This window comes from Paenibacillus sp. FSL L8-0641, assembly GCF_038006265.1.
GTDB lineage: Bacteria > Bacillota > Bacilli > Paenibacillales > Paenibacillaceae > Paenibacillus > Paenibacillus polymyxa_D.
The window spans coordinates 3,427,275-3,439,368 of sequence record NZ_JBBOUW010000001.1; the positions used below are offsets into that span (position 1 = coordinate 3,427,275).

At 37.3% G+C, this 12,094-nt stretch carries 12 protein-coding genes and 1 tRNA gene; 6 read left to right on the top strand and 7 right to left on the bottom strand.

The genetic code is table 11. The annotated features are described in order from the left end of the window. The first annotated feature begins 131 nt into the window (after positions 1–131). The 4 genes from MKY16_RS15365 to MKY16_RS15380 all read left to right on the top strand — a co-directional run bounded on the left by MKY16_RS15365 (position 132) and on the right by MKY16_RS15380 (position 3,114). The gene (locus tag MKY16_RS15365; RefSeq protein WP_340955942.1) at positions 132–1,628 is read left to right on the top strand and encodes a GDSL-type esterase/lipase family protein; all 1,497 of its coding nucleotides are present in this window, start codon (positions 132–134) and stop codon (positions 1,626–1,628) included. Positions 1,629–1,918: 290 nt separating this feature from the next. Beyond that, a complete protein-coding gene (locus tag MKY16_RS15370) occupies positions 1,919–2,251 on the top strand; it encodes a hypothetical protein (RefSeq protein WP_069010293.1) in 333 nt (110 codons plus the stop codon). A gap of 266 nt (positions 2,252–2,517) precedes the next feature. Further along, positions 2,518–2,724, top strand: coding sequence for a hypothetical protein (locus tag MKY16_RS15375; RefSeq protein ID WP_069010292.1), 207 nt, complete (start codon positions 2,518–2,520; stop codon positions 2,722–2,724). A gap of 177 nt (positions 2,725–2,901) precedes the next feature. Then, positions 2,902–3,114 carry a hypothetical protein gene (locus MKY16_RS15380; protein ID WP_069010291.1) on the top strand — a complete coding sequence of 71 codons (213 nt, stop codon included), beginning with the start codon at positions 2,902–2,904 and terminating at the stop codon, positions 3,112–3,114. A gap of 544 nt (positions 3,115–3,658) precedes the next feature. Here the strand turns inward: MKY16_RS15380 and MKY16_RS15385 are convergent. The 5 genes from MKY16_RS15385 to MKY16_RS15405 form a co-directional block, all read right to left on the bottom strand. Further along, the gene (locus tag MKY16_RS15385; protein ID WP_340955944.1) at positions 3,659–4,390 is read right to left on the bottom strand and encodes a hypothetical protein; all 732 of its coding nucleotides are present in this window, start codon (positions 4,388–4,390) and stop codon (positions 3,659–3,661) included. A gap of 416 nt (positions 4,391–4,806) precedes the next feature. Then, a tRNA-Met gene (locus tag MKY16_RS15390) sits at positions 4,807–4,872 on the bottom strand. A 319-nt stretch (positions 4,873–5,191) separates the two neighbouring features. Next, positions 5,192–5,773: a hypothetical protein gene (locus tag MKY16_RS15395; RefSeq protein WP_340955946.1), complete on the bottom strand. Its 582-nt coding sequence runs from the start codon at positions 5,771–5,773 to the stop codon at positions 5,192–5,194. 166 nt (positions 5,774–5,939) lie between these two features. Next, the gene (locus tag MKY16_RS15400) at positions 5,940–7,013 is read right to left on the bottom strand and encodes a thermonuclease family protein (protein WP_340955947.1); all 1,074 of its coding nucleotides are present in this window, start codon (positions 7,011–7,013) and stop codon (positions 5,940–5,942) included. 170 nt (positions 7,014–7,183) lie between these two features. Next, positions 7,184–7,585 (bottom strand): hypothetical protein, encoded by a 402-nt coding sequence (locus MKY16_RS15405; RefSeq protein WP_254350043.1) that lies wholly within the window; start codon positions 7,583–7,585, stop codon positions 7,184–7,186. A gap of 300 nt (positions 7,586–7,885) precedes the next feature. Here MKY16_RS15405 and MKY16_RS15410 point away from each other — a divergent pair, with 300 nt between their 5' ends. Next, entirely contained in the window at positions 7,886–8,440 is a 555-nt protein-coding gene (locus MKY16_RS15410; protein ID WP_340955952.1) for a hypothetical protein, read from the top strand. Positions 8,441–8,510: 70 nt separating this feature from the next. Here MKY16_RS15410 and MKY16_RS15415 read toward each other — a convergent pair whose 3' ends face one another. Continuing rightward, positions 8,511–9,740 (bottom strand): Kelch repeat-containing protein, encoded by a 1,230-nt coding sequence (locus tag MKY16_RS15415; RefSeq protein WP_340955953.1) that lies wholly within the window; start codon positions 9,738–9,740, stop codon positions 8,511–8,513. Positions 9,741–10,168: 428 nt separating this feature from the next. Here MKY16_RS15415 and MKY16_RS15420 point away from each other — a divergent pair, with 428 nt between their 5' ends. Further along, on the top strand, positions 10,169–11,167 hold the full coding sequence (locus MKY16_RS15420) for a hypothetical protein (protein WP_340955954.1): 999 nt from the start codon (positions 10,169–10,171) through the stop codon (positions 11,165–11,167). A 660-nt stretch (positions 11,168–11,827) separates the two neighbouring features. Here the strand turns inward: MKY16_RS15420 and MKY16_RS15425 are convergent. Continuing rightward, entirely contained in the window at positions 11,828–12,058 is a 231-nt protein-coding gene (locus MKY16_RS15425; RefSeq protein ID WP_340955955.1) for a hypothetical protein, read from the bottom strand. Positions 12,059–12,094: the final 36 nt, after the last annotated feature.

Genomic DNA, 12,094 nt, shown 5'->3' on the forward strand with positions numbered 1-12,094 from the left:
TATAGCGCTTTCATAACAAGGTTTAAATCATTTTTTTCACGTGTGCATTATTTTTTACATCCGTATCATTCCAATTTAAGTCGATTTTGTTTGGTTGGCGGCAGTTAAAAAGAAATTTGGAGGAATTACTTATGTTATATGTTGTTAGTCCTAAAGAACCGATTGTAAAAGAAGAATTTCCGTCAGAAACTTCCTTTCTCTCCCTCTATCCCGTAGCAGTTGGTGAAGCTCGTCCTTTTATATTGGTATTACCTGGCGGTGGTTACGAGCATTTGGCCTCACATGAAGGAGAGCCTATAGCTCGGTGGTTGAACGATCTAGATATTCATGCGGGTGTGCTGGAGTATCAAGTCGGTGATTTCGAGATTACTTCCTTGTTGGAGGATGTAGAACATGCTCTGCAATGGATTCGCCAAACACCGCATGACTGGCTGGTCATCCCTGACCAAGTGGGGCTCATCGGTTTTTCAGCAGGCGGTCATTTGGCCTCCATTGTCTCCACTATAGGGACGGTAAAGCCAGATCTTCTGTTGTTGGGATACCCTGTAATTTCATTTTATGAGCCTTATACACATATCGGAAGCCGTACGCATTTTTTAGGGGAACAGCCGACGCTGGAACAGCTTCAAGCCTTTTCATCCGATCGGCAAGTGACTTCAAAGACACCTCCAACTTTGATGTGGACTACAGCCAATGATGGCGCTGTACCGGTAGAAAATAGTCTGTTGTTCGCTTTTTCATTATCCAGGGAACGTATTCCGTTTGAACTGCATGTATTTGAGGAAGGACGACACGGCTTGGGACTGTCAGAAGACAACCATGAATGCCATCAATGGCTCAATCTGGCGGAAACTTGGCTTCAAAAACATGGATATGCTCGGGCGAGACAACAGATGACAACTCGACTGTTTATCGCCGGGGACTCCACTGCAGCTCAAAAAGGGGCTACCGAAAAACCGATGACAGGCTGGGGTGAATACTTGCAAAGCTATTTGGCACCGTCTGTTCATGTGGACAATCGTGCTGTCAATGGGCGAAGCACCAAATCTTTTATAGTAGAAGGCCGATTAGCTGATATTGAAAAGGATATTCTAGCTGGAGACTATCTGTTTATTCAATTTGGACACAACGATGAGAAAAAAGAAGACCCCACTCGCTATACCGATCCTGATGGAGATTATCGTCAAAACTTAATTCATTACATTCAGTCCGCTAGAGAGCGTGGTGGAATTCCAGTGCTATTGACCTCTGTAAGCCGCCGCCGATTCACCGCAAACGGTGAACCTGATCCGCTGGCTGTAGGAGCCTATCCCGCTGCCATGAGACAAGTAGCCGCGGAAACCAAAACACCCCTGCTCGATATTTTTGAAGCTTCTCAGCAGCTTTATCGTTCCATGGGTGAAAAAGAGTCCCAGCAGCTATTTATGCATTTGCCTGAAAAAACACATCCTAATTACCCCGCTGGTGTAACAGATAATACCCATTTCTCTGACGAAGGAGCAAGACAGATTGCTCAGCTTGTAGCAGAAGCCATTCGTCATTGTGCGGAACTGTCTGCATTAAAACAGCGTATGGTAGAAAAGAATCCAGACGGCGGTGAGAGGCTTGCGCACCAACTTGTCAACTGATATCAAGAACTAAATAGAATACAAATACGAAAATCGGGCTTAGAGCTAATCACTCTGACGTCCGTTTTTATTCGCTTTAGGTCAAAGATTGCCCAGCTATAGAGAATAGTTCAAAAGTATGATAAATCGAAAGAAAATTCTTCATTTATTATAATTTAATTTTTTAATATTCCATAGGCCTTTTGTATCATTTGAATGTCTTATATTGACAGCATTTGTCGAATAAAGTGAAAATAACAATTTACATGGTATATTTTAGGAGCTTGTATAAATACATCAGGGGTATTTTTATGAATACTAAGAAAATCTTATTAACAACAGCAATGTCTTTGGGGCTAATTGGTAGTATCATCGTCCCTAGTGCGTCCGCAGCAGTAGGTCCTTCGCCCGTAATTACGCCTGTTGTAGAAGTTAACGGAGTATATTACAGAACGGCTACATTGCCACGAAATTATTCCTATGCGCTGTCAAATTACCCGGGCGATACTTATAAAGTGGCGAGCGGAAATGTCACAGTTTCCTCTTCCGGCGTGGTAACAACCACCACTGCAACGAGCGCAAGAGTAGAAATTTACGGCGGTAACGGTAAATTGAGAATGGTGTATACCGTCAAGGTAAACTAAGGTTGGAATAAGCATTCCTGGGAGTACGGAGTCAACGATCATTATCAAAATGGTGATTTGATAGCGAGTTTCTTAGGCACTTTGTTAAGTGATTTCGAGAATATCAAAAGAAGCACTGTCCGTTTATTGGGGCAGTGCTTTTGTTTAATGCAATCGTAATTATTATTCGTACATACACCAGCAGTAGCTAGTTTAAATAATTTGTTTAAGTAAATTAGGCGTTTATCAGTATGAAATATTGTATTGTAAGGTGGTGGTTAATTTTAATGCAAGCTTTTTGGGTTTATTACTATCCTGTCGCTATGCAATTTGATGCCCGTCCCCCTCTATATCCAGAATTAATCAAACAACTTTACTTAGATAAAGAAGTAAATGTTTTTACAAACCAAGGAGTGTTGATTAAAGGAAAAATTACGATGTTTGGGATTCAACCGATGTTGCAATGGGGCGACCTTATGGATATGTATTTATAACAGATCATACGGACCCTTCAAAACCTAAATATTGCAACCTTAAATATACAGACATACAATGGATTGCATTCACCTAAATTTAGGAAGAAAAGCTACATGAACGTAATAGAAATCGAAGTATACAATATTTAACGGTTCCTACTGCCAAAAGTTTTGAGAAAAAAGGTAGATATGATATTGAAAAATGGGTTTATTTACAAAACCGCTTATATTGAAGAAGTTGATATTTCGTCTGGCGCTAATTTTGGATCTGTTAAGTTTTTCCCTCAGGGAGCACTACCAGATGCACCACAATTTACAACAGCTGATGATATTATAGCGATTGCTGCGGCAGGGCAGCTTGTTATACCTGGCGGAAGTACATCTGGTAGTGGTATGCCTGCCTGGTAGTGGTATGCCCGGTACTGGTGTGCCTGGTGATGGCTATTACCCAAGAAATTGGTATCCTCAAATGTATCCTTAACAAAATTATAGTTTTTCTTCCCCTTCCCCGTTTTGGGTATGTTATTATCCCGTTGCCTTTCACCTATATTCCTAAAACTATAAATTCTGATTTGCTCCGAAATTGAATAAAACTTTGAAGATGCTTGTTCAGTCACGATATAGTTATTGTAATTATAAAATATGAACAACTACTCTACTATAGAAGAACATGGTGGCAAGACTTCGGTCCACAATAGGTATTCCTCTCAAAAAAAGAACTTTATAAATTTGTTATGAGGTGACAAAAAACAAATGACATAATAATCTTTCGATCCGATCTGTTCCCTATCCCTCGATACCAAAAACGCTGATTCTCATAATTCCCAATACCTTTAGCGACAGTATTCAAAGGCGGTCGGCTGAGAAAAAAAGAGTATGTGCGACAGCTTTTGTTTTACAAGAGATAAAAAGAGCAGGAAAGGTACCTTCACTGCTCTCTTATTAAATTTATTTAAAACTTCAATCCTGACCAAGAACCAACTTTAGTTTTTCCTCCCGTAGTCTTAAGCCATTTACCCAATAAATTTTTGTGTTGAGATTCAACTTCGATCCATAATTCCTTGTTTACTACCCATATTGCAAATTTTATTCTCGTTACTATGCTTGTAGGGTAAGTACCTTCAACTCTATTTTTGTCTCTATTCAATACAAACTTTTGAACAGGTATTCCGGCAACTTTTGGCGTTACTTCGATTTGGCATTCATGTACCGTGTAACTTACCGACCCTATCGAGATACTAGCTTCTCCCGAATAAAGGAGATTACCTTTACCTCCAGTTATGGCACAATTTTGAGGTGTTGGTGTTGGTGTTGGTGTTGGTGTTGGTGTTGGTGTTGGTGTTGGTGTTGGTGTCGGTGTCTCACCGCCTAACACTTCTAAGCCACTCAATTCATCAGGAAGATAACTTAGATTTCCATAGTTTACTCCTGTTCTGTCACTAATAATATTAATCAACTGGACTCGGTTTGTATTCGAATCATAATCCCCTACTGTGGCGGTAATTGTCCCGGTTATATTTGGTACAGTCGTTCGGATTTTTTTGCCCTTTAGATTTTTTACTTCGGGTAAGGTAATAAGCTGAAGCGATCTGACAGATGAAATAAAATTTTGCTTTCCTTTTTTTCTTAATTGCTGAGCCGGACTTTTTCGGGAAGTTTTCAAACTTCCCACCTTGTTCTTCACAATCACCACTCCTTCGCTGATCAATATGATTGTTAACTACATGCTTAGCTTATAAAGTCATAGTTATAAATGTCCGGGCAATTTTCACTTTATTTATGTCATCAACTTAAAAATACTTCGACAAATGAATAAATAGGTATATAAGGACTTCTACTAATAAGATAGTATTCTTTGTGGAAACAGTGTCCCCCAAGTTATCCTTCTTATGGAAAAAGGTTTTCATAGATAAATTATTCAATACCATTCTTCCTTTTTCAAAAAGTTTAATTAAATTAAATTAAATTTATTTGATTAATAAGAGGGTCACTTTTAAGTTTCCATCTTGTAAATCACTTTCAGTAGTCCTGTGTCACTCTTTTCCTAATGCTTCTATAAACGACGAAAAAACCCTTGCTAAGCAAGGGTTTTTGAGGAAATGGGCCCTGAGGGACTCGAACCCCCGACCAATCGGTTATGAGCCGACCGCTCTAACCAACTGAGCTAGTTAAAACGCTATTATCAGGTTTATTATGCTTATAAATCTGTTAGTATAAGGAGTCTTCTCATTTTTAATATCACTAAGTTTTTATATGTTCGTTAGCAAATGCGTTAGCATTCATTCTTAATCATCGTACTATATATACTCAATTAATCCTTAATAGATTAAATAAGTCAAACAATTAATAACAAACATTTCCTAAATATAACTATAATATATTATAAACAAAAAATGAAATTAGACATCTTAAACTTATATTATTAAAGGAGCTTCGATAAGTTGAATTGTAATTCTCAATTTATTCCACACAAGAACCAATATTTTTAAATAATCTGAGAATTGTAGTACTTTTCATAACTATTTATTAAAGACTCATACTCTTCTTTTATATTTACCCTAAATGCAGAAATACCACCTTTATATTCATCCATTAATTTCCATCTTTTTCCCAATATAGCTCCAAGCATTTTAGGATTCTCTATTCTATTTTGTAAATTTTCGTACATTGGACTACCTTTCTTCATCGATGATTCTCCGGAATCAGCTTTCTCAACTTCCTTTTTATATTCTTCTAATTTTCGCTCTTCATCTTTTTCAGCTATTATTAGACTTTTAATTTCTCTTTCTAAATCATATAATTCTGAATACTCAGCAAGAGATTTTGAAGACATAAAATGTCCGAATGAAAGAACAATAGGATTAATTTCATTTTCTAAAAATCCTTCCTGTATCTCATTCTTTGTTCTTAACTTTACATACAAAGGAGTGTAACAACTCTCCAACTTTTCTTTAATTAGTAAAACCCTTTCTTTATTGTTTTGAAGTCGTACATCTTTAATATACATTAGTAAAAAGGTGGATCCGGCAGTTACTAAAGCTGTAATAATCGGTGTAATAAATTGCATTGTGTCCTCCTAATTGTTGATATCAAATTACGAAGCCCTACATTAATTTTACCTTTACTGTTGGTTTATACCCAATACTGAAATATAGCTAAAACATTACTAGGTTGTTGTTACTAAACTGATAAATATCCGACTGAACAAATTTTACAATATCCAGGTCTCCTATTTATCTCTCACATGCTACCCCGTCATGATCCCTATCTAATTTAGGTCTGTACCCAGGTTCTCCCTCATAGAGCGGAGCAACTCCATCGGCTTTCGCTTCAGAGCAATTTTTATAGAAGACATACTCTGTTGACTCAGGAGCAGGCTTAACAGTTTCTTTTTTGGGTGTGGACCGTTTAACATGTGACGATGAGCTGTTGTGATTATTCTCACTATTCGCTGCAGCTGTTGTTTTTTTCGCCACTTGCTCATGGAATCCATCTTCCTGAGCATAGTTCTCAAGACTCCAAATTCCTACTCCAGCCTTTTTCGCTGTCGTTTGGATTGCTTCAAAATGGTCAACGTATTTTACGTTAGGTTGATAGACGTACGCTACTCTGGCGTAACCTTGCTCTAAAAGCTGCTCATTTAACATTTTGTCACCAACCCATACATAACCGAGTAAGCGACCATATTTATCACGCTCGGAGATGTCTAGTTCCAACTTCAAATTGCCTTTTTTCAATTGTTTTAATGTGAAGTCAGATGCTTCTTTGGCAAACGGTTGAACTGGCGTTCCTTGCTTCACGCTCTCTGGTGTATCAACCAGCAAAAGACGAATCTTTTCCTCCTTGCCTTTCACCAAAGCTTTGAATGTGTCGCCATCCGTACCCTCAATCAGTGTAATAGAAAGACGATTTTTTTGATTAGTTCCCTTAGCAGGATCAGCAGTAGTAACAACAGGTGAAGTTTGAGCAGCATTGGCCGAGACTGACTCTGCTTTCTGCTCAGTCTTTACAGTCTGTTCAACTGGAGCTACTGTAGGAGCGGCGACCTTCGTTTCGTCTTTATGTACAGTGATATTGATAAGAAAGAAGACGGAAAAAATACCGGCTAATGAAAATAACACTGTAGCCGATTTACTCTTTTGATTAGCTGCCTTTCCAATCTGGTATCTTTTATAGCCCCAATACCCTAGACCACCTGCAATAATAAGTAACCCAAAATACTGTATGATCGCCAAGACTATCATGATGATAAATACAAAACCTAGTATCTTTGCTGTACCAATGTTTTTATTGCTTCCCCTACTCATAGTTCCTCCTTGGGTATTTAGTTGTAGGATAAATATACCACGTCGATTTTCCAAATTCTACGTATTTATGACAAAAACCCTGAGATTGTCCCAGGGCTTACAGAAATATTTATTACGTACGGTTTTAGATTTTTCTGAAGATCTTTTATTGTAACTGAAAATTTCATAATTTAAAGTTTATCACCAAGCTCTTTAACTAAACGTTTTGAAGCGTATTTGGGACAGCCTGACACATTCATACTTAGTCCAATAACTGCAGAAATGATTGAAATCACCACAGAAGCACCCAAATTATTGAATAGATAGTCACCTATCACCCAACCCGCTACACCACAACCCAAAGTAAACACTATCATCATAATTAAACAAGTTATAGGTACAAAAAGAAGAAGTAGACAAACGACAAAGACCCAAGCTCCAATCCACCATTCTCCGTCTGGCCACCAAGTTCTATCAGCCCATCTACCAACGACTACACACAAAACCAAAATTTCAGCTAGAACAAACCCTTCTGCTAAACCTCCAGTTTTATAATCTTTAATTCCCTGTGCAACTTCTTTTCGTATACTCAATACTCATCCCCCTTAGGTATGTAACGAACAATTTATCATTATGATATAAGTGAGATTTAACTTTAAATTAAGGTTAAAACTTTTAAATATATATGTTAATACTGATACATACGCATAAAAAAACACCTGACTGACTTTACCAGCAGGATATCATCGATACTTTCGAAAGTATAATTCATCTGGTCTATTCTGTAAATATTCATAGAAAAATCTTCCTAGGTCTGATAGACTACTATAAAACATAATTTTCTTTCGAAAAAGAATCTGATCAGCTAACAACCTAAAATTGAGGAGATTACTATGAGAACCGCTATTTTCCAGTTAATATTCATTACCTCATTTCTATTATCTTCAAACTGGGCTTTTGCTTCTTCCGATCCCAAAGCCCAGTTTAACCAAAGGTACCCTAATGAAAAAATCGCTTTAATTAAAACAGAAGATATCAATTCTGATAAGAAAACAGAAAGTTTTATTCTAACAAAATCAGGAAAATTTTATCTAATAAATTCAAAAGGTATAATAGTACTTATACAAGATGAAATATATTCGGATGAGTCTTTTGAAGAACCTAATATTCAAATATTTTCACCTGCTAAAAACGAAAAACACGTAGCTGTAACTTATAATTATGCCCCCTCAAATACAAAATTGTATATCTATAAACTGGAAGATGGAACATTGAAACAAAAACTGTCTATTATGGGGGATTTAGAAGTTCGTATAGAATCAGATGGTGAGATATTAGAATTTTGGAAGAATTACCACCCAGTTGTAGGTGGATGGGATTTAGCACTTGCAACATATAAATGGGATGCTAAATATGGTAAGTATAGAGGCAATGGACAATTACCTTGAGTTATATCACTACCAGCCATTTTAATTAAACACAAAAAATACCCTGCCACTATAAGCAGGGTATTTTATTTTATTTAGAGTATTCACTTACTTCAAACGTAAGGATACGATCATACAGCATATAGTCCTTGCGACTGCTGAATGGACCTTTGTTATTATTGTGCTTATCAATGGCAAAGAATGAAGCACCTCTACCAGCATCTTTAGCATCATACCAAGCAATAAAGTCATTGACCTCTTTCATGCTCAGGTCAAACTCTTTTTCAAGGCCGGTTGTCATAGTGACTACCAAAATTACACGATCCCCCACTGGGTTATCGGGTTGAGAGGTGCCTGGATCTTCCGGTTGACTTGGAGACATACCGTTATCACCAAGCGTATATTTCTCAAAGACTGAAAAATAAATTGATTTATTAGATCCACCCGCAACATATATTGAATTATTCAAACTAACTGCCGACAAGAATCCCCTTGCAGTCGGCATGCTGGTTACTTTAGACCAAGTGTCTGTCTTAGGATTGTATTTTTCAACTTCAACTGTTCCTGGTCCGCTTATTGTATCAGTGGCTGTATTACCTCCAATAACATATATTTCATTATTTAGTACTGCAGCTGCCAACCCCATACGTGGAGTGGACATCGGTGACTTTGTTGTCCAGGTATTGGTCTGAGGATCATACTCTTCAATAGAAGAGAGTATCCCTTTTGATTCGTTAATACCACCTATTACATACACCTTTCCATTTACTAATGCAGATGTGGTGTATCTACGAGGATTGGATAAACGAGCCTTCTCTGTCCACATGTTGGTACTTGGGTCATACTCGTAAACCATGTCAGATGAATCGGTATACTTGGTGAATCCACCAATTACAAGAAGCTTTCCATTTACAAATTGAGATGCATAACCAGCCACATCATTAGGGAATGCTTTTCCTTGTTTCCACTCATTTGTTACTGTATCGTAAATATCCAGTTTTTTATTTATAGGCTCGCCACCCGTAATATATATTTTTCCATCATATACAGCAGCGCTTACCGTTCCTCTTACTGTTGGCAGTTTCCCCTTTTGTGTCCATGTTTTAATTTCAGGATCATAAACGTCAATTGTGTCGTAGAATTTATTCTGATCGTGTCCCCCTATCGAATAAATCTTACCATTAACAGTTACCAAGTTTACCCTATCGATCTTTTTTGTTAAATTAGTCTCGCTTGTCCAAACATTTTGATCAGCAAATATTTGTGTTTCTGTCGAGAAAAAAGCTATCAAAATTGTGAAAAGTATAAGAATTCGTTTCAAGTTCTATTTCCCCTTTATATTTTGTACTCATAAGATATCCAAATATTATATAAAACGTCTAAACATTAATTTGCTAATCTATAAATATAATCTACATATTTGCATTTTTATTTTTTATTAGGTATGAAAAAGACTCTACAAATCGAACACCAGTAGAGTCCCTTATCCTTATTTAACAATAAACCTTACCCTTGTTCCATCTGTATACTTCTCTAATTCATCCTGCTAAAAAAAGTAGAATGCCCTTAGAAGATGTTGTCGCAAAACAAAATAAGAATCTCAAGTTATATAACAGCATGTTCTTATTACTCCAATAATTTAAATCCAAAATTAAACTTATAATTGAATATATACAAATTATTGTTTGGACATGTATATCAAAATAACAGTATTCTATCTTAGCAAATAATTAATAAAGGAGAATATATATGAGAATTTTCAAGAAAATATTTGTTTCCGCGTTACTGAGTCTATTGTTATTCCTAAGTGTAAACCAAAGCATTACTTTTGCTGCGTCAGTTGGTGACACTCTTAATGAACCAGAAGCTGGGTGGACTCGTTATAATTATAATGATGCGAATATTACGTACCTCGGAGGAAAGTGGTTCAAAGATACTTCAGGGCCAGGAACTTGGAATTCACCATGGGAACACTATGGAACTTCCCTCAAATTTAATTTTACGGGAACTAAATTGAGATTCATATCTACCACATGGGGCTCAGGTTCAACTAGTATTGATGTTTTAATAGACGGTGTTAAAGTTGATAATTTTTCACTGAGTGGTAAACAGTCAGCTGAGCATAAAATTATGTATGAGAAATTAGGATTAGCCCAAGGAGAACACTCTGTAGAATTTGTGAACAATACAAATAGTTATATATTTATTCATTCAATTGATACTGATGGTCCGCTGAAGCCTTTCAATTTAATCAAAAGTGGATCACAACCCGGAACCCAACAACCTGGAACTCAACAACCTGGAACCCAACAACCTGGAACTCAACAACCCGGAACCCAACAACCTGGAACCCAACAACCTGGAACCCAACAACCTGGAACCCAACAACCTGGAACCCAACAACCTGGAACCCAACAACCTGGAACCCAACAACCTGGAACCCAACAACCTGGAACCCAACAACCTGGAACCCAACAACCTGGAACTCAACAACCAACGCAACCTGCTGGTGACCGCGCTATTCTGACTGTAACCATGGATAATGGATTCGATAAAGAATTCGATCTTAGTAAACAAGAATTGAATGCCTTCATCGCTTGGTATGATGCTAAAGATGCTGGTAGAGGTGCTTCATTCTTTGCCATTGATAAGCACAATAATAACAAAGGGCCATTCAGTAACCGAAAGGACTATGTAATATTCAATAAAATTCTTACATTTGATGTTAGCGAGTATTCAACTAAATAAACAACAAAGGACTCCATACTGGTTACATACCAGCGGAGTCCTTTTTCACATCTACTCTAAATTCAAACTGATCGATGAAAAAAATCTCTCCCGAACAATTAAGGGAGTTAATTCACTTGCTGGTTGAACAAACGCATAATTAACCCTTCTTCTCACCAAATGGCTAGAAGGACAAATTGTATAGCTAGGATCATTCAGAGGTTGCTAGGCTGTGAATCAGCTATTCCCCATGTTTCTCCGTCAACTTTATAATCGCTGCCTCTCCACTGAAGTATGTAGTCTCCAGAACGCAAACCCTCGCTGAAACCTTGGTCAGTAGATTTCCAAGTCACTGTGTGGTGAGGAGCGATTACTAATCCTTTAATATATATTTTGTTTGAACCGCTGTGAGTTAAACTTACCTTTACTGGATGATCAGAGTGATTCTTCATACAAAGTTTAACATGACCCCATCCTATAGGGACACTAAAGGATTCTCTTACAGTTGCGCTTCCGCCCGATCTTTGATTAATTATGGAGTTATTGCTAGTTATACTTGGTGCTGAAGCAGCACCTACTGTAGTTACTATAGCTAAAGACAAAATCGAGAACAAAAATATTCTTTCTTCATCATTTTCCCCTCCCATTTTTTGTTATGGTTTACCTTAAAGGGACTACCGACTACAATCTGGTAGGTCCTTTCACATCTACTCTAAATTCAAACTGCTTACGGAAGAAATAAGATCCGTTAATTTTGATCGACTCCGGTGTGTATTTCTCGATTAGTCCGCCGTAGTCCACGATATCTATCAAATCCTCTCCCAACGGCTGAACTACATATACTCTTACCTGGCTTAATGCAGCTGCAAATAGTTCTATATCCGACTTTAAAACTTTATATGTATAGTTCATGCTGATCACCTCAAATAGCTATTCGGTGAACGGTAT

What these genes read in the sequence shown, in the direction of transcription:
- MKY16_RS15370 (WP_069010293.1), top strand. Translation starts at nt 1,919, where the DNA reads ATGAATACTAAGAAAATCTTATTAACAACAGCAATGTCTTTGGGGCTA.
- MKY16_RS15425 (WP_340955955.1), bottom strand. Translation starts at nt 12,058, where the DNA reads ATGAACTATACATATAAAGTTTTAAAGTCGGATATAGAACTATTTGCA.
- MKY16_RS15400 (WP_340955947.1), bottom strand. Translation starts at nt 7,013, where the DNA reads ATGAGTAGGGGAAGCAATAAAAACATTGGTACAGCAAAGATACTAGGT.
- MKY16_RS15365 (WP_340955942.1), top strand. Translation starts at nt 132, where the DNA reads ATGTTATATGTTGTTAGTCCTAAAGAACCGATTGTAAAAGAAGAATTT.
- MKY16_RS15375 (WP_069010292.1), top strand. Translation starts at nt 2,518, where the DNA reads ATGCAAGCTTTTTGGGTTTATTACTATCCTGTCGCTATGCAATTTGAT.
- MKY16_RS15410 (WP_340955952.1), top strand. Translation starts at nt 7,886, where the DNA reads ATGAGAACCGCTATTTTCCAGTTAATATTCATTACCTCATTTCTATTA.
- MKY16_RS15395 (WP_340955946.1), bottom strand. Translation starts at nt 5,773, where the DNA reads ATGCAATTTATTACACCGATTATTACAGCTTTAGTAACTGCCGGATCC.
- MKY16_RS15420 (WP_340955954.1), top strand. Translation starts at nt 10,169, where the DNA reads ATGAGAATTTTCAAGAAAATATTTGTTTCCGCGTTACTGAGTCTATTG.